Annotated in this window: 17 protein-coding genes; 8 read left to right on the forward strand and 9 right to left on the reverse strand. The window is 68.6% G+C overall.

The features are described from left to right. The first annotated feature begins 90 nt into the window (after positions 1-90). Together trxB and trxA are read left to right on the forward strand one after the other, a co-directional pair. Positions 91-1,056 (forward strand): thioredoxin-disulfide reductase, encoded by a 966-nt coding sequence (trxB, locus tag ACZ4VT_RS03010; RefSeq protein ID WP_362799335.1) that lies wholly within the window; start codon positions 91-93, stop codon positions 1,054-1,056. Positions 1,057-1,105: 49 nt separating this feature from the next. Beyond that, positions 1,106-1,441 carry a thioredoxin gene (gene trxA / locus ACZ4VT_RS03015; protein ID WP_467946059.1) on the forward strand — a complete coding sequence of 112 codons (336 nt, stop codon included), beginning with the start codon at positions 1,106-1,108 and terminating at the stop codon, positions 1,439-1,441. A gap of 69 nt (positions 1,442-1,510) precedes the next feature. Here trxA and ACZ4VT_RS03020 read toward each other — a convergent pair whose 3' ends face one another. From ACZ4VT_RS03020 to rpmH, 9 genes are all read right to left on the reverse strand, one after another. Then, positions 1,511-2,128, reverse strand: a complete 618-nt coding sequence (locus ACZ4VT_RS03020) for a GNAT family N-acetyltransferase (RefSeq protein WP_030707724.1) — start codon at positions 2,126-2,128, stop codon at positions 1,511-1,513. Positions 2,129-2,233: 105 nt separating this feature from the next. Then, positions 2,234-3,325, reverse strand: a complete 1,092-nt coding sequence (locus ACZ4VT_RS03025; protein WP_351290156.1) for a ParB/RepB/Spo0J family partition protein — start codon at positions 3,323-3,325, stop codon at positions 2,234-2,236. Further along, positions 3,322-4,410 (reverse strand): ParA family protein, encoded by a 1,089-nt coding sequence (locus ACZ4VT_RS03030; protein ID WP_362799330.1) that lies wholly within the window; start codon positions 4,408-4,410, stop codon positions 3,322-3,324. Before ACZ4VT_RS03030 ends, ACZ4VT_RS03025 begins: the two co-directional genes overlap by 4 nt. Before the next feature lie 275 nt (positions 4,411-4,685). Next, positions 4,686-5,402 (reverse strand): 16S rRNA (guanine(527)-N(7))-methyltransferase RsmG, encoded by a 717-nt coding sequence (gene rsmG, locus ACZ4VT_RS03035; RefSeq protein ID WP_030707721.1) that lies wholly within the window; start codon positions 5,400-5,402, stop codon positions 4,686-4,688. Between the two features lie 146 nt (positions 5,403-5,548). Beyond that, on the reverse strand, positions 5,549-6,061 hold the full coding sequence (locus tag ACZ4VT_RS03040; RefSeq protein ID WP_467946060.1) for a Jag family protein: 513 nt from the start codon (positions 6,059-6,061) through the stop codon (positions 5,549-5,551). 15 nt (positions 6,062-6,076) lie between these two features. Further along, entirely contained in the window at positions 6,077-7,180 is a 1,104-nt protein-coding gene (yidC, locus tag ACZ4VT_RS03045) for a membrane protein insertase YidC (protein WP_467946062.1), read from the reverse strand. A gap of 3 nt (positions 7,181-7,183) precedes the next feature. Further along, positions 7,184-7,465, reverse strand: coding sequence for a membrane protein insertion efficiency factor YidD (gene yidD, locus ACZ4VT_RS03050; protein ID WP_076043740.1), 282 nt, complete (start codon positions 7,463-7,465; stop codon positions 7,184-7,186). Continuing rightward, complete coding sequence (gene rnpA / locus ACZ4VT_RS03055; protein ID WP_078892724.1) at positions 7,462-7,836, reverse strand: ribonuclease P protein component; 375 nt, start codon at positions 7,834-7,836, stop codon at positions 7,462-7,464. Before rnpA ends, yidD begins: the two co-directional genes overlap by 4 nt. Before the next feature lie 21 nt (positions 7,837-7,857). After that, a complete protein-coding gene (gene rpmH / locus ACZ4VT_RS03060; protein ID WP_008741645.1) occupies positions 7,858-7,995 on the reverse strand; it encodes a 50S ribosomal protein L34 in 138 nt (45 codons plus the stop codon). A 357-nt stretch (positions 7,996-8,352) separates the two neighbouring features. On the opposite strand from rpmH, the gene dnaA reads away from it, so the two are divergent. The 6 genes from dnaA (at position 8,353) to gyrB (ending at position 17,413) form a co-directional block, all read left to right on the forward strand. Continuing rightward, positions 8,353-10,155 (forward strand): chromosomal replication initiator protein DnaA, encoded by a 1,803-nt coding sequence (gene dnaA / locus ACZ4VT_RS03065; RefSeq protein ID WP_467946064.1) that lies wholly within the window; start codon positions 8,353-8,355, stop codon positions 10,153-10,155. An 877-nt stretch (positions 10,156-11,032) separates the two neighbouring features. Beyond that, entirely contained in the window at positions 11,033-12,163 is a 1,131-nt protein-coding gene (dnaN, locus tag ACZ4VT_RS03070; RefSeq protein WP_467946066.1) for a DNA polymerase III subunit beta, read from the forward strand. A gap of 189 nt (positions 12,164-12,352) precedes the next feature. Further along, entirely contained in the window at positions 12,353-13,228 is an 876-nt protein-coding gene (gnd, locus tag ACZ4VT_RS03075; RefSeq protein WP_030707708.1) for a phosphogluconate dehydrogenase (NAD(+)-dependent, decarboxylating), read from the forward strand. A gap of 79 nt (positions 13,229-13,307) precedes the next feature. Next, the gene (recF, locus tag ACZ4VT_RS03080; RefSeq protein ID WP_467946068.1) at positions 13,308-14,444 is read left to right on the forward strand and encodes a DNA replication/repair protein RecF; all 1,137 of its coding nucleotides are present in this window, start codon (positions 13,308-13,310) and stop codon (positions 14,442-14,444) included. Further along, on the forward strand, positions 14,441-14,974 hold the full coding sequence (locus tag ACZ4VT_RS03085) for a DciA family protein (protein WP_467946070.1): 534 nt from the start codon (positions 14,441-14,443) through the stop codon (positions 14,972-14,974). Before recF ends, ACZ4VT_RS03085 begins: the two co-directional genes overlap by 4 nt. A gap of 378 nt (positions 14,975-15,352) precedes the next feature. Next, complete coding sequence (gyrB, locus tag ACZ4VT_RS03090) at positions 15,353-17,413, forward strand: DNA topoisomerase (ATP-hydrolyzing) subunit B (protein ID WP_467946072.1); 2,061 nt, start codon at positions 15,353-15,355, stop codon at positions 17,411-17,413. Positions 17,414-17,449 lie beyond the last annotated feature (36 nt).

The following is a 17,449-nucleotide window of genomic DNA, read 5'->3' on the forward strand; positions in this document are numbered from 1 at the left end:
GCACGCGCCGTAGGATCCGTTGGGTGGGGTGAGAGCCCGCACCGGCCCCCGGTAGGCAGCACGCAGTCCGCAGAGACGAGGAAGAAACCCGTGAGCGACGTACGAAACGTGATCATCATCGGCTCCGGGCCGGCCGGTTACACCGCCGCCCTGTACACCGCACGCGCTTCGCTCAAGCCCCTGGTCTTCGAAGGCGCGGTCACCGCGGGTGGCGCCCTGATGAACACCACCGAGGTGGAGAACTTCCCGGGCTTCCAGGACGGGATCATGGGCCCGGACCTCATGGACAACATGCGCGGTCAGGCCGAGCGCTTCGGCGCCGAGCTGGTCCCGGACGACATCGTGTCCGTGGACCTCAGCGGTGAGATCAAGACCGTCACCGACACCGCCGGCACCGTGCACCGCGCCAAGGCCGTCATCGTCACCACCGGCTCCCAGCACCGCAAGCTCGGCCTCCCCAACGAGGACGCGCTCTCCGGCCGCGGCGTCTCCTGGTGCGCCACGTGCGACGGGTTCTTCTTCAAGGACCACGACATCGCCGTCGTCGGCGGCGGCGACACCGCGATCGAGGAGGCCACCTTCCTCTCGCGCTTCGCCAAGTCCGTCACGATCGTCCACCGCCGCGACAGCCTGCGCGCCTCGAAGGCCATGCAGGACCGTGCCTTCGCCGACCCGAAGATCAAGTTCGCCTGGGACAGTGAGGTCGCCGAAATCCACGGCGACCAGAAGCTCTCCAGCCTCACCCTGCGCAACACCAAGACCGGTGAGACCTCCGCGCTGCCCGTGACCGGCCTGTTCATCGCCGTCGGCCACGACCCGCGCACCGAGCTGTTCAAGGACCAGCTGGACCTCGACGACGAGGGCTACCTCAAGGTCGACGCGCCCTCCACGCGCACCAGCGTCACCGGCGTGTTCGGCGCCGGCGACGTCGTGGACCACACGTACCGTCAGGCCATCACCGCTGCGGGCACCGGTTGCTCCGCCGCCCTGGACGCCGAGCGCTTCCTCGCCGCCCTCGCGGACGCCGAGAAGGCGACCGCGACCGCCACCGTCTGACCGCTTCATCCCACACCCCACCACCCCGCAGGAAAGAAGGAGGCCCGCCGTGGCTCTCAAGACCGTGACCGACGCTGACTTCGACGCCGAGGTCCTCAGGAGCGAGAAGCCCGTACTGGTGGACTTCTGGGCCGAATGGTGCGGACCGTGCCGCCAGATCGCGCCGTCCCTCGAGGCCATCGCCGCCGAGTACGGCGACCAGATCGAGATCGTCAAGCTCAACATCGACCAGAACCCGGCCACGGCTGCGAAGTACGGCGTCATGTCCATCCCGACGCTGAACGTCTACCAGCGCGGCGAGGTCGCCAAGACGATCGTCGGTGCCAAGCCGAAGGCCGCCATCCTGCGTGACCTCTCGGACTTCGTCCAGGTCAAGACCGCCTGACGCACCACCGAGGTTCCACGTGAAACGGGACCGCCCCTCCCTGGGGCGGTCCCGTTTCACGTATCCCGCTCAAAGGGGCCGCAGCGCCGGCTCCTTGCGCGCAGCGCCCAGCAGCCGGTCCAGCGCCAGCTCCACGTCTTCCTTCCAGGACAGCGTCGACCTCAGCTCCAGCCGAAGCCGCGGATGCACCGGATGGGGCCGTACGGTCTTGAACCCCACGGCCAGGAGATGGTCCGCGGGCAGCAGACACGCCGGACCTTCCCAGCGCGCATCCCCGAATGCCTCGATCGCCCGGAAGCCGCGCCGCAGCAGGTCCTTCGCCACCGTCTGCACCATGACCCGCCCCAGGCCCTGCCCCTGATACCCCGGCATGATCCACGCGGTGATCAGCTGCACCGCATCCGGCGAGACCGGGCTGGTCGGAAATGCCGTGGCCCGTGGCACGTACGCCGGCGGCGCGTACAGCACGAACCCCACCGGAACCTCGTCCACATAGACCACACGGCCGCAGGATCCCCACTCCAGAAGGACAGCGGAGATCCACGCCTCCTTCTCCAGTGCCGGAGTGCCCGCCTTCACGGCCGCCTCGCCGCTGACCGGGTCCAGTTCCCAGAACACGCAGGACCGACAACGACGCGGCAAGTCCTGGAGGTTGTCCAGCGTGAGCGGTACCAGCCGACGACCCATGACCGCATCGTATCCACTGGCCCCTCGTTCTTCGACAGCACGGCGAAGGGGCGGACCGCGCCGGTTCACACCGGCACGACCCGCCCCTCGGCGGCGGCCCCGGGATCACTCCCCGGAAAGACCCTGCTCCAGCACCCGGCCCTCGCCCGGCGCCAGCGTTCCCAGAATCCGCTCCAGATCCTCCATCGACGCGAACTCGACGGTGATCTTGCCCTTCTTCTGGCCCAGATCCACCTTCACCCGCGTCTCGAACCGGTCCGACAGCCGCGTCGCCAGCTCGCTGAGCGCCGGAGCCACCCGAGTACCCGCGCGCGGACCCTTCGGCTTCACCCCGCTCGAAGGCTCCGAGGCCATCAGCGTCACGATCTCCTCGACCGCGCGCACCGACAGCCCCTCAGCCACGATCCGGTGCGCCAGCCGGTCCTGCACCTCGGAGTCGTCCACCGAGAGCAGTGCCCGCGCGTGCCCGGCCGACAGCACGCCCGCGGCCACCCGGCGCTGCACCGACGGCGACAGCTTCAGCAGCCGCAGCGTGTTCGACACCTGGGGACGCGAACGCCCGATCCGGTCCGCCAGCTGGTCGTGGGTGCAGTTGAAGTCCTGGAGCAGCTGGTCGTACGCCGCAGCCTCCTCCAGCGGGTTCAGCTGAGCCCGGTGCAGGTTCTCCAGCAGCGCGTCCAGGAGGAGCTTCTCGTCGTCCGTCGCCCGGATGATCGCCGGAATGGCCTCCAGCCCGGCCTCCCGACAGGCCCGCCAACGCCGCTCACCCATGATCAGCTCATAGCGACCGGGAGCCGACTGCCGCACCACCACCGGCTGGAGCAGGCCCACCTCCTGGATGGAGGTCACCAGCTCGGCGAGCGCGTCCTCGTCGAACACCTCGCGGGGCTGCCGCGGGTTCGGCGTGATCGCGTCCATCGGAAGCTCCGCGAACGTAGCTCCGGCCACCACATTGGTCTCGGCCGCCACCGGATCCGGCTCTTGCGCCGGGACGACGGCGAGCGATGTTTCACGTGAAACATCGGCCTGCGCCAACGAGGCGAGCTTCGCCGCCGCGACCCCGCGCTCCGACGTCATGACCGGCACTGCCGACGGAGACGTCGAACCGGCACTGATCACCGGCGGCGTCTTCTCCTGCGGGGCCGCGGGAATCAGCGCACCGAGCCCCCGCCCCAGACCTCTACGTCGCTCGCTCACTGGATCCCCTCCGCCACACTCTGCGTGCTGTTCATGCCCGCGCCCAGATGGGCGTGCTGGGCGTCGTACTGCATTCCGACCCCTCGATACGCGATCTCTCGCGCCGCCTCCAGATAGGAGAGGGAACCGCTTGAACCCGGGTCGTACGTGAGCACCGTCTGCCCGTAGCTCGGCGCCTCGGAAATGCGCACCGACCGGGGGATGCTCGTCCGCAGCACCTCCTTGCCGAAGTGGCTGCGCACCTCCTCCGCCACCTGCGAGGCCAGCCGGGTCCTGCCGTCGTACATCGTCAGCAGGATGGTCGACACGTGCAGTGTCGGGTTGAGGTGGGCTCGCACCAGGTCGACGTTGCGCAGCAGCTGGCCCAGGCCCTCCAGCGCGTAATACTCGCACTGGATCGGGATCAGCACCTCCGCGCCGGCCACCAGCGCGTTCACCGTCAGCAGCCCGAGCGAGGGAGGACAGTCGATCAGGATGTAGTCGAGGGGCTGCTCGTACGCCTGGATCGCCCGCTGCAGCCGGCTCTCCCGCGCCACGAGCGACACCAGCTCGATCTCCGCACCCGCCAGATCGATCGTGGCCGGAGCGCAGAAGAGCCCCTCCACATCCACGACCGGCTGGACGACCTCCAGGAGGGGCCGGCTGTCCACGAGCACGTCGTAGATCGACGGCACGTCCGCGTGGTGGTCGATGCCCAGGGCCGTGGACGCATTGCCCTGCGGGTCGAGGTCGACCACCAGGACCCGTGCCCCGTGCAGGGCCAGCGAGGCCGCCAGGTTCACAGTCGTCGTGGTCTTGCCCACGCCGCCCTTCTGGTTGGCGACCACGATGACGCGGGTCTGCTCCGGCCGGGGCAGCCGCTCTCCGGTACGCCCCAGCGCCTCGACCGCCTGCTGGGCAGCTCGGCCGATGGGTGTGTCGTTGTCTACAAGGGGCGGAGGCAATGTTTCACGTGAAACATCCTCTCCCGCCGATTCAGAGCGGGGACCGGGGACCGGATCGGCCATCGGCCCCGCGAGGTTGGCGTCGGACCGCACGGTGTCACTCTCCTCGACATCAGGCTCGCGATGAACAGAGCCTGCCATGTCATCGGGGTCGCGAACCAGCGGGGCCCGTACTCCTGTGGATGAATCCACCGATGTGGACAACTCCGTCCCCCTTGCGTCCTTGCGGTGAAGGGGGGACGCGGCCGCACGACCGCGGCTGATGATTCCGTGCAGCAGAGAGCGACGTTTCACGTGAAACACGATGCCCGGACAGTGCCCAGACAGGGTCTTCGGGCCGCTACGACACTCCGAAATCCATACCTATGGGGCCCAACGCAGATGAAATCTCCGCCGGGCCCCCACACGTCAGACAATCAACGACGACGGCGGGTGCGTCCCACCCGGGCCGCCTTAGCCCGCTTGGCCGCGAACCTCACCCCACCGGGGCTCTCTCCGACCTCGACCCGGACCACCGTCGACAGCGGGTCCACCAGCCCCTCGCCCACGTGCAGCACCGAGGTCTTCACCACACCGAGCTTCGCCAGTGCGGTCTTCGCCGACACCAGCTCCTCCTCGGCGGTATCGCCCTTGAGCGCCAGCATCTCCCCGTACGGACGCAGCAGGGGCACGCCCCAGCCGGCCAGCCGGTCCAGCGGAGCCACCGCACGCGCCGTGACCACGTGCACCGGCTGCACCTTGCCGAGAACCTCCTCGGCGCGGCCGCGCACCACCGTAACGTGGTCCAGGCCCAGCAGCTCCACGGCCTCCTGGAGGAAGGTCGTGCGCCGCAGCAGCGGCTCCAGCAGCGTGATCTTGAGATCCCGGCGCACCAGCGCCAGTGGGATACCGGGCAGACCGGCGCCCGAACCCACATCGCACACGGTGACGCCCTGAGGCACCACCTCCGACAGCACAGCGCAGTTCAGCAGGTGCCGCTCCCACAGCCGCGGCACCTCACGCGGCCCGATCAGGCCTCGCTTGACTCCCGCGTCCGCCAGCAGCTCCGCGTACCGCACAGCTTCCGGGAAAAACTCACCGAACACCGCGCGCGCCTCTTCAGGCGCCGGGGGAAGCTCAGCTGCCTCCGTCACGGGGACCGTCCTTCCGTACCGCATGGTTCTGGAGGAACCACGTCTTCAAGGTGCCGCGTCGTTCACATGCCGGGCGTTCACATGCCAGGCTGACAAACATCGGCCCCGCCTGCGACACAGACGGGGCCGAATACTCGCGTCAGGGGTCAGGCCGGGAGCACAACGACGAAGCGCTGCGGCTCCTCGCCCTCGGACTCGCTCCGCAGACCGGCGGCCGCCACGGCGTCGTGGACGACCTTCCGCTCGAACGGGGTCATCGGGGCCAGCTTCATCGGCTCGCCCGAGGCCTTCACATCCGCCGCCGCCTGGGCGCCCAGCGCCGCCAGCTCCTCGCGCTTCTTCGCGCGGAACCCGTCGATGTCCAGCATCAGCCGACTGCGGTCCCCGGTCTCCCGGTGCACGGCGAGGCGGGTCAGCTCCTGCAGAGCCTCCAGAACCTCGCCGTCGCGGCCCACGAGCTTCTGCAGGTCACGGCTGGCGGAGTCACTGACGATCGACACCGCGGCCCGGTCGGCCTCGACGTCCATGTCGATGTCGCCGTCCAGGTCGGCGATGTCCAGCAGACCCTCGAGGTAGTCGGCCGCGATCTCACCCTCCTGCTCAAGGCGGGTCAGGGTGTCGCCACTCTCAGCGGCGGCGGTGGTGGTGCCTTCCGTCACGGGAGGGACTCCTTCTTACTTCTTGGGAGAGGGCTTGCTGGGCGTCTGACGCTGCGACTTCGACTGCCGCTTCGGCTGCTGCCGCTTCGCGACACCGCCGCTCGCCGCATCCGAATCCGCCGTGGCCTCGGAACTCTTCATCACGGAGCCGTCCGGCTGGGCGGCCAGGCCCTGCTTCGTCAGAGCCGTGATGAACTTCCGCTCGTTGTCGTTGCGGTCCGGGCCCTTGGCCACGATCGCCGCGACGATCTTCTTCTTGCTCCGGCCCTTGACGTCACCGTGCGAGCCGATGTGCTTCAGCAGGCGGGTCAGGTACTGGTCCTGCGCCTTGCTGCCCGGCGTCGGGTTCTGGTTGATCACGTACATCTGCTGGCCCATGGTCCACACGTTCGTGGTCAGCCAGTAGACGAGAACACCGACGGGGAAGTTGATGCCCATGACCGCGAAGATCACGGGGAAGATGTACATCAGCATCTTCTGCTGCTGCATGAACGGCGTCTTGACCGAGAGGTCGACGTTCTTCTGCATCAGCTGGCGCTGCGTGTAGAACTGCGACAGCGACATCAGGACGATCATGATGGCGGTCACGATGCGCACGTCGGTGATCGAGGCGCCCAGGGCGGCGACGTCGGCGGCGCTGTCGGTGAACTTGGAGGCCAGCGGGGCCCCGAAGATGTGTGCCTCACGCGCGCTGGCCAGCAGCGGACCGTCGATGTAGCCGATCTCTTCACCGTTGGCGATGCTCGCCAGCACGTGGTAGAGCGCGAAGAAGAACGGGGACTGCGCCAGGATCGGAAGGCACGAGGAGAGCGGGTTGGTACCCGTCTCCTTGTACAGCTTCATCATCTCTTCGGACTGACGCTGTTTGTCGTTCTTGTAGCGCTCCTGGATCGCCTTCATCTTCGGCTGGAGCGCCTGCATGCCTCGCGTCGCCTTGATCTGCTTCACGAAGAGCGGGATCAGACAGATGCGGATCAAGACCACCAGGGACACGATGGACAGACCCCAGGCCCACCCACTGTTCGCGCCGAAGATCGCGCCGTACAGGGAGTGGAACTGGACGATGATCCACGAGACGGGCGTGGTGATAAAGCTGAACAGACTGGCAATCGTGTCCACTAATCAGGCTCCTTGAGCATTGCGAGATCTACGCAACGCACTGCGCAGCTGCTCGTGCCAACGCGGGCGTTTACGGGGTGGGACGTGGTCCACACCACCCGGGGACCACGGATTGCACCGCAGGATCCGCCAGGCGGTCAGGGCCGTCCCCTTCACCGCACCATGCCGGTCGATGGCCGTGTACCCGTAGTGCGAACACGACGGGTAGTACCGGCACACCGGCCCGAGCAGCGGACTGATTGTCCACTGGTACAGCTTGATCAAAGCGAGCAGCGGGTACTTCATCGAGCCACGCCTCCCAGGAGCCGCACCAGAGCGGCATCCAGGTCCCGGGCCAGTTCCTCGGGGCCGGCATCGCCCGCTCCGGGCAACGCACGTACCACCACCAGGCTACCGGCGGGCAGCTGAGAGAGCCGCTCCCGGACCAGATGGCGAAGACGGCGCTTCACCCGGTTACGTATGACGGCGTTGCCGACAGCCTTGCTGACGACGAAACCCGCACGCGACGAGGGATCGATCTCCCCCGACTCGTGCGGGTCCGTTGCACCGCTTGTACGTAGGTGGACGACGAGGAGCGGGCGACCAGCCCGGCGACCTCGGCGTACCGCGCTCGCGAAGTCCTCGCGCCGCCTCAGCCGATTTTCGGGAGACAGCACGACGTCACGACCTGCGTGTTGTTACGCGGAAAGGGCGGCGCGGCCCTTGCCACGACGGTTCGCGAGGATCGCGCGACCGGCACGGGTACGCATCCGCAGGCGGAAGCCGTGGGTCTTGGCACGACGGCGGTTGTTCGGCTGGAAGGTGCGCTTGCTCACTCGGGGGCTCCAGAGAATGAATCGTTGTGGCGGGACATCGCCTGGCTGTCACCGTGCGCCCACGAGGAGAAACTCGCGTGTTCGCCCGAGTGGCACCGCTAAATGATCACTAATAGTGACCTTCGCCCATCGGTAGGCAGGCGGCAGCAGCCATCGACAACTCGACCTCGTTACGGTACGCGCGGCTACGCCATCCGGTCAAACCGAGCCGACGTGGCCCCACACTGTGCACAGGCTGTGGACAACGACTTGAACCGTACCCGCTGGCCTGACTACCGTTGTCCGACCCCGGTTTTTTTGTCCCGACCGTCCCAAAGAACCACACATTCGTGGGACCCCTGTGAGAGAGCGTGCTCTGTGGCTGACGTACCTGCCGATCTTGCCGCAGTGTGGCCAAGGGTGCTCGAAAAGCTCCTCGGGGAGGGACAGCCGGGGATCGAGCCGAAGGACAAGCAGTGGGTCGAGAGGTGCCAGCCCCTGGCACTCGTCGCCGACACCGCACTGCTCGCCGTCCCCAACGAATGGGGCAAGCGCGTCCTCGAGGGCCGGCTCGCCCCGCTGATCAGTGACGCGCTCAGCCGCGAATGCGGCCGCCCCATCCGGATCGCCATCACGGTGGACGACTCCGCCGGCGAGCCCGCGCCCCCCGCCCCGCCCGCGCAGCAGTCCGGCGGGTACGAGCCGTACGGCGGCCAGCGCCCCGGCGGCGGCCCCGGCAACGGGGACGACCAGCTCCCCACCGCCCGCCCCGCCTACCCGGACTACCAGCAGCCGCGCCCCGAGCCCGGCGCCTGGCCCCGCGGCGGCCAGCAGGACGACTACGGCTGGCAGCAGCCCCGCCTCGGCGGTTTCCCCGAGCGCGACCCCTACGCCTCCCCGCAGCCGGGCTACCTCCAGCAGTCCGAGCCCTCCGGCTACGACCAGGGCTCCTATGAGCAGCAGCAGTACGAGCAGTCCCCGTACGAGCCTCAGCAGCCCCACCAGTCGCATCAGTACGAACAACAGAAGTACGAGCAACAGAAGTACGAACAGCAGCAGTACGAGCAGCCGGCGCCGCGCCAGGCCCCCGGCCGGCCCGCGGCGCCCCCGGCCCCGTCCGGCGGCTCCACCTCGGGCCCGCTGGAGCCGACCGCCCGGCTGAACCCCAAGTACCTGTTCGACACCTTCGTCATCGGCGCCTCCAACCGCTTCGCTCACGCGGCCGCGGTGGCCGTCGCCGAGGCGCCGGCGAAGGCGTACAACCCCCTCTTCATCTATGGGGAGTCGGGCCTCGGCAAGACGCACCTGCTGCACGCCATCGGGCACTACGCGCGGAGCCTGTACCCCGGCACCCGCGTGCGGTACGTGAGCTCCGAGGAGTTCACCAACGAGTTCATCAACTCCATCCGCGACGGCAAGGGCGACGCGTTCCGCAAGCGCTACCGCGAGATGGACATCCTGCTCGTCGACGACATCCAGTTCCTCGCGAGCAAGGAGTCGACGCAGGAGGAGTTCTTCCACACCTTCAACACGCTCCACAACGCCAACAAGCAGATCGTGCTCTCCTCCGACCGGCCGCCCAAGCAGCTCGTCACCCTGGAGGACAGGCTCCGCAACCGCTTCGAGTGGGGCCTGATCACCGACGTCCAGCCGCCCGAGCTGGAGACCCGGATCGCGATCCTGCGCAAGAAGGCCGTCCAGGAGCAGCTCAACGCCCCGCCGGAGGTACTGGAGTTCATCGCCTCCCGCATCTCGCGCAACATCCGCGAGCTGGAGGGGGCGCTGATCCGGGTCACGGCCTTCGCGAGCCTGAACCGGCAGCCGGTCGACCTGGGCCTCACCGAGGACGTCCTCAAGAACCTGATCCCCGGCGGCGAGGACAGCGCCCCCGAGATCACCGCCAGCGACATCATGGCGGCCACCGCCGACTACTTCGGTCTGACCGTGGACGACCTGTGCGGCTCCTCGCGCAGCCGCGTCCTGGTGACCGCCCGCCAGATCGCCATGTACCTGTGCCGGGAGCTCACCGACCTGTCGCTGCCGAAGATCGGGGCACAGTTCGGCGGCCGCGACCACACCACCGTGATGCACGCGGACCGCAAGATCCGCGCCTTGATGGCCGAGCGGCGGTCCATCTACAACCAGGTCACGGAGCTCACCAACCGCATCAAGAACGGCTGAGGCCGGGCCTCCCGTACCGCTCGCTGGGGCCGCGAAAGGGCCCCTTCAAACGCTTTCAGAGGGCGCTCCCGGTCCGCGACGGGGGCGCCCTTCTTCGTCCGCGCGCCCCTGACCTGTTCGAATACGCCCCCTGAGGAGCAACTCATCCACAGATTCGGGGACTTTCTTCCGTCCACACCCTGGGGACGGGTTCCGTCACCCACAATCTGTCCACAGGCATGCGGGGTGAGGTTCCATCAGGCCAGGTCAGGCCCTTGTGGAATTGTGCGCAAGCGTCATCCACAGGCTGTGGACAAATATTTCGTCCACAGGTCTGTCCACGGCGTTGTCCACCGCCTCCCCACAGGTTCGCGCACCCTGTGCACAGGATCAGGTCTGTTCTCCACACCCTTGTCCACTGTTCGGCAACACACCAGCCCCTCTCACCGCCCCGAGTGAAAGCGGTCACACGGAAGTAGACGTTTGGGTTGTGGAGTACCGGGGGAAAGCTGGGGACACACCTGTGGAGTAATGGGGGTCCCCTGGGGACGGCCTGTGCAGAACTTTTCGTTCTCCACAGACACACGGGGTTGTCCACCGGTGTCACCCACAGGGTCGGTGGATAAAAAACGCGGTGTGACCTGCGAGAACAGGGTTATCCACCGTTTCCACAGGCCCTACTACTACCCCCATAGAGAGTGAGCCCGGTTTCGGTTTTCAAGCGGGTCCTGTGCACAACTCGTCGAGAGCCCGCCCCGACGCCTCGCTCCCGACTTGACCGCCGGCCGCACGGACTGTCGGCGCCGTACGTCAGACTGGTCCCCGGCATCGGTCGAGGCATCGACGAGCCGACGACGAAGGCCGGCAGACGAGCGAGCAACAGCAGGAGGCGGTTCCGGTGAAGATCCGGGTGGAGCGCGACGTACTCGCGGAGGCGGTGGCCTGGGCTGCCCGTAGCCTCCCGGCCCGGCCGCCGGTGCCCGTTCTCGCGGGCCTGCTGCTCAAGGCCGAGGACGGCACGCTGAGCCTCTCCGGCTTCGACTACGAGGTCTCGGCCCGCGTTTCCGTCGAGGCGGACGTCGAGGAGGACGGCACCGTCCTGGTCTCCGGCCGGCTGCTCGCCGACATCTGCCGCGCCCTCCCCAACCGCCCGGTGGAGATTTCCACAGACGGTGTACGGGCGACCGTGGTCTGCGGCTCCTCGCGCTTCACACTCCACACCCTGCCTGTGGAGGAATACCCGGCGCTGCCGCAGATGCCCACCGCCACCGGCACCGTGCCCGGCGAGGTCTTCGCCTCCGCCGCCAAGCAGGTGGCCACCGCCGCCGGCCGTGACGACACGCTGCCCGTGCTGACCGGTGTCCGCATCGAGATCGAGGGCGACCGCGTCACCCTGGCCTCCACCGACCGCTACCGCTTCGCGGTCCGCGAGTTCCTGTGGAAGCCGGAGAACCCGGACGCGTCGGCCGTGGCCCTGGTGCCCGCCAAGACGCTCCAGGAGATCGCCAACTCGCTGACCAGCGGTGACACCGTCACCCTGGCGCTGTCCGGCTCGGGCGCGGGCGAAGGCCTGATCGGTTTCGAGGGCGCCGGCCGCCGCACCACCACCCGGCTGCTCGAGGGCGACCTGCCCAAGTACCGGACGCTCTTCCCGACCGAGTTCAACTCCATCGCCGTGATCGAGACCGCGCCGTTCGTCGAGGCCGTCAAGCGCGTGGCCCTGGTGGCCGAGCGCAACACCCCCGTCCGCCTCAGCTTCGAGCAGGGGGTGCTGATCCTGGAGGCCGGCTCCTCCGACGACGCACAGGCTGTGGAAAGGGTCGACGCGCAGCTCGACGGCGACGACATCTCGATCGCCTTCAACCCGACCTTCCTGCTGGACGGCCTGAGCGCGATCGCCTCCCCGGTGGCCCAGCTGAGCTTCACCACGTCGACCAAGCCCGCGCTGCTCAGCGGCCGTCCGGCGGTCGACGCGGAAGCCGACGAGGCCTACAAGTACCTGATCATGCCGGTACGCCTCTCCGGCTGATTCTTCGCAGGTCAGGCCCGGTTTCGCGGTCAGCGAGACCGGGCCTGCGCACGTTGCGGGGACAGCAGCCGGCAGCGCGCGCCCCATGGGGCCGGGCGGCCCGGCCCGGCGTAGGCTCGGGGCCTGGGGCGTCCCCGGGATCCACGGACGCCCCGGCAAAGACGGCCACAACGCTTAAGGAACCACCTGATGGAGCTTGGTCTCGTCGGTCTCGGCAAGATGGGCGGCAACATGCGCGAGCGCATCCGCCGCGCAGGCCACACCGTCATCGGATACGACCGCAGCCCGGACCTCGCCGATGTCCACAGCCTGCGGGAACTTGTGGACAGCCTGCAGGCCCCCCGCGTCGTGTGGGTGATGGTCCCGGCGGGTGCGGCGACCCAGTCCACCGTCGACGAGCTCGCGGAACTGCTCTCGATCGGCGACATCGTCGTCGACGGCGGAAACTCCCGCTGGACCGACGACGAGAAGCACGCGGCGGAGCTGGCGGCCAAGGGCATCGGTTTCGTCGACTGCGGCGTCTCCGGCGGCGTGTGGGGCCTGGAGAACGGCTACGCCCTCATGTACGGCGGCGAGAAGGACCACGTCTCGCGGGTCCAGCCGATCTTCGACGCCCTCAAGCCCGAGGGTGACTTCGGCGCCGTACACGCCGGCAAGGTCGGCGCGGGCCACTTCGCGAAGATGGTCCACAACGGCATCGAGTACGCCATGATGCAGGCCTACGCCGAGGGCTGGGAGCTCCTGGAGAAGGTGGACTCGGTCACCGACGTCCGCGAGGTCTTCCGCTCCTGGCAGGAAGGCACCGTCATCCGCTCCTGGCTGCTGGACCTGGCCGTGAACGCCCTCGACCAGGACGAGCACCTGGAGCAGCTGCGCGGCTTCGCGCAGGACTCGGGCGAGGGCCGCTGGACGGTGGAGGCGGCGATCGACAACGCCGTTCCGCTGCCCGCGATCACCGCGTCGCTGTTCGCGCGGTTCGCCTCGCGGCAGGACGACTCCCCGCAGATGAAGATGATCGCCGCGCTGCGCAACCAGTTCGGCGGCCACGCGGTCGAGAAGAAGTAGCAGCTCACAGAGCTGCGAAGGATCACCAGCAGCACAGCACCACAGCGAGTAGTGGGAAGCCGGGGGAGGTCGGCGCCGTATGCATGTTTCGCATCTCTCATTGGCCGACTTCCGCTCGTACGCCCGGGCCGAGGTTCCCCTCGACCCGGGCGTCACCGCTTTCGTGGGGCCCAACGGCCAGGGGAAGACCAACCTCGTCGAGGCGATCGGCTACCTCGCGACGCTGGGCAGCCACCGGGTCTCCGCCGACGGCCCGCTCGTACGGATGGGCGCGGACCGGGCGATCATCCGCGCGGCCGTCACCCAGGGCGAGCGCCAGCAGCTGGTGGAGCTGGAGCTGAACCCGGGGCGGGCGAACCGGGCCCGGATCAACCGGTCCTCGCAGGTCAGGCCGCGGGACGTGCTGGGGATCGTCCGCACGGTGCTGTTCGCGCCGGAGGACCTGGCCCTGGTCAAGGGCGACCCCGGGGAGCGCCGGAAGTTCCTGGACGAGCTCGTCACCGCGCGCTCGCCGCGGATGGCGGCGGTCCGCTCCGACTACGAGCGGGTGCTCAAGCAGCGCAACACCCTGCTGAAGTCCGCGGCGATGGCGCGCAGGCACGGCGGCCGCTCGATGGACATGTCCACCCTCGACGTGTGGGACCAGCACCTCGCGCGCGCGGGCGCGGAACTCCTCGCGCAGCGGCTGGATCTGATCGCGACGCTGCTGCCGCTCGCGGACAAGGCGTACGAGCAGCTCGCGCCCGGCGGCGGCCCCCTGGGGCTGGCGTACAAGTCCTCGGCCGGCGAACCGGTGGACAGCGGCACCGCGCGCACCCGCGAGGCGCTCTACGAGGTGCTGCTGGCCGCGCTCGCGGACGTCCGCAAGCAGGAGATCGAGCGCGGAGTGACCCTGGTGGGCCCGCACCGCGACGACGTGCTGCTGCGGCTCGGGGAGCTGCCCGCGAAGGGGTACGCGAGCCACGGTGAGTCCTGGTCGTTCGCGCTGGCGCTGCGGCTGGCCTCGTACGAGCTGCTGCGCTCGGAGGGCAGCGAGCCGGTGCTGATCCTGGACGACGTCTTCGCGGAACTGGACGCGCGGCGCCGGGAGCGGCTGGCGGAGCTGGTGGCGCCGGGCGAACAGGTGCTGGTGACGGCGGCGGTGGACGACGACGTCCCGGAGGTGCTGGCGGGAACGCGGTTCGGGGTGTCCGGCGGTGAGGTGACCCGGCTGTGAGCGACCAGGGCAAGAACCCGCAGGAGGGCCGCAAGGTCCCGGAGGTTTCCGGGGTGGACCTCGCCCGCCAGGCCCTCGCGGCAGCGCGGGAGCAGGCGCGGGCCCGGGGCAACGCGGCCGGCGCGAAGAAGGGCCGGCAGCCGGGGCTGCGCTCGGGGGCCCGCGCGGACGGCCGGGACCCGATGCCGCTGATGGCGGCGCTGGACCGGCTGCGGACCGAACGCGGCTGGGAGATGCCGATGGCGGTGGCGGGCGTGATGGAGCGCTGGCCGGAGATCGTCGGCCCGGAGATCGCGGCGCACTGTGAACCGGAGCGGTACGAGGAGCGTGAGCTTGTCGTGCGGTGCGATTCCTCGGCGTGGGCGGCGCAGCTGAAGCTGCTGGCGCCGCAGCTGGTGGCGCGGCTGAACGCGGACCTGGGGCAGGGGACGGTGCGGATGATCAAGGTGCGGGGGCCGGGTGGGCGGCCGAAGGGGTACGGGCCGTGGCGGGCGCCGGGCAGTAAGGGGCCGGGGGACACCTACGGCTGACGGTCCCCCTGCGGGGCTGCCCGTGCGATGGACACAGCCCGCTCCGCGGGACCCGGGGCTGCGCCCCGGACCCCCCGCCTCAAAAGCGGGCGGGGCTGTTCCGGGTGGCGTCCCTCACGGTAGCCGGAGGTTGACAGGTCGAAGCGCTGGGTGCCCGTGTGAGCCTCTTTGAGCCCCTTCCCGGATGTGGGGAGTCGGAGAGAGGAGGTTCAGGGCGGCACATGCGGACTCAGGTACCGGCAAACCCCCATTCATGTCCGTGGTACCGGTAGACTGAAGCGAATCCCGCCCGCTTGCGGGATCTCGCTGATACACGCTGACAACGCAGATCGACGCAGCCGCTCCTGCTTGCATGCCTGCTGGCCCGGAGTACGGCCTGTGCTGTGCCAGAAAGGGCGCTTCGTGGCCGATTCCGGCAACCCCAACGACAACCAGTCCACAGCCGGCGGGAACGGCGAGGTAACCGCCTCGTACGACGCCAGTGCGATCCAGGTCCTCGAGGGCCTGGACGCGGTCCGCAAGCGGCCAGGCATGTACATCGGCTCGACCGGTGAGCGCGGGCTCCACCACCTCGTGTACGAGGTCGTGGACAACTCGGTCGACGAGGCCCTGGCCGGGCACGCGGACACCATCGACGTGACGATCCTCGCCGACGGCGGTGTCCGGGTCATCGACAACGGCCGAGGCATCCCGGTCGGCATCGTGCCGTCCGAGGGGAAGCCGGCCGTCGAGGTCGTCCTGACGGTCCTGCACGCGGGCGGCAAGTTCGGTGGTGGCGGCTACGCCGTCTCCGGCGGTCTGCACGGCGTCGGTGTGTCCGTCGTGAACGCCCTGTCGACCAAGGTCGCGGTCGAGGTCAAGACGGACGGTCACCGCTGGACCCAGGACTACAAGCTGGGTGTTCCGACGGCCCCGCTGGCCAAGAACGAGGAGATCGAGGAGACCGGCACCTCGGTCACCTTCTGGGCCGACGGCGACATCTTCGAGACGACCGAGTACTCCTTCGAGACGCTGTCGCGGCGCTTCCAGGAGATGGCCTTCCTCAACAAGGGCCTCACCCTGACGCTGACCGACGAGCGCGAGTCGGCGAAGGCCACGGTCGGCGCCGACGACCCCGACGCGGACACGGCCGAGCCCAGCGCGCGCACGGTCAAGTACTACTACGAGGGCGGCATCGTCGACTTCGTGAAGTACCTGAACTCCCGCAAGGGCGAGCTCATCCACCCGACCGTCATCGACGTCGAGGCCGAGGACAAGGAGCGCATGCTCTCGGTCGAGATCGCGATGCAGTGGAACTCGCAGTACACCGAGGGCGTCTACTCCTTCGCGAACACGATCCACACGCACGAGGGCGGTACGCACGAGGAGGGCTTCCGTGCGGCGCTGACGGGTCTCGTCAACCGCTACGCGCGCGAGAAGAAGCTGCTGCGCGAGAAGGACGACAACCTCGCCGGCGAGGACATCCGCGAGGGTCTGACGGCGATCATCTCGGTCAAGCTGGGCGAGCCCCAGTTCGAGGGCCAGACGAAGACCAAGCTGGGCAACACCGAGGCCAAGACCTTCGTGCAGAAGGTCGTCCACGAGCACCTGAACGACTGGTTCGACCGCAACCCGGTCGAGGCCGCGGACATCATCCGCAAGTCGATCCAGGCGGCCACCGCGCGCGTCGCGGCCCGCAAGGCCCGTGACCTCACCCGCCGCAAGGGCCTGCTGGAGAGCGCCTCGCTGCCGGGCAAGCTGTCCGACTGCCAGTCGAACGACCCGACCAAGTGCGAGATCTTCATCGTCGAGGGTGACTCGGCCGGCGGCTCCGCGAAGTCCGGCCGCAACCCGATGTACCAGGCCATCCTGCCGATCCGCGGCAAGATCCTGAACGTCGAGAAGGCCCGGATCGACAAGATCCTCCAGAACACCGAGGTCCAGGCGCTGATCAGTGCCTTCGGTACCGGTGTGCACGAGGACTTCGACATCGAGAAGCTCCGCTATCACAAGATCATCCTGATGGCGGACGCCGACGTCGACGGCCAGCACATCAACACCCTGCTGCTGACCTTCCTCTTCCGCTTCATGCGCCCGCTGGTCGAGGCCGGTCACGTGTACCTGTCGCGCCCGCCGCTCTACAAGATCAAGTGGGGCCGGGACGACTTCGAGTACGCGTACTCGGACCGCGAGCGCGACGCCCTCGTCGAACTGGGCAAGCAGAACGGCAAGCGGATCAAGGAAGACTCGATCCAGCGCTTCAAGGGTCTGGGCGAGATGAACGCCGAGGAGCTGCGCGTCACCACCATGGACGTCGACCACCGCGTGCTCGGCCAGGTCACCCTGGACGACGCGGCCCAGGCCGATGACCTGTTCTCGGTGCTGATGGGCGAGGACGTCGAGGCCCGGCGCTCCTTCATCCAGCGCAACGCCAAGGACGTTCGGTTCCTCGACATCTGAGTCGGCCTCCGCTGACCGCCTGAAAGGACTTCTGAC

The sequence above is a fragment of the Streptomyces sp. NPDC029164 genome, assembly GCF_055563995.1.

Coding starts and splice junctions, on each gene's coding strand:
- gnd (WP_030707708.1), top strand. CDS start 12,353: ATGGAGCTTGGTCTCGTCGGTCTCGGCAAGATGGGCGGCAACATGCGC.
- yidD (WP_076043740.1), bottom strand. CDS start 7,465: ATGAAGTACCCGCTGCTCGCTTTGATCAAGCTGTACCAGTGGACAATC.
- recF (WP_467946068.1), top strand. CDS start 13,308: ATGCATGTTTCGCATCTCTCATTGGCCGACTTCCGCTCGTACGCCCGG.
- ACZ4VT_RS03030 (WP_362799330.1), bottom strand. CDS start 4,410: ATGGCAGGCTCTGTTCATCGCGAGCCTGATGTCGAGGAGAGTGACACC.
- ACZ4VT_RS03020 (WP_030707724.1), bottom strand. CDS start 2,128: ATGGGTCGTCGGCTGGTACCGCTCACGCTGGACAACCTCCAGGACTTG.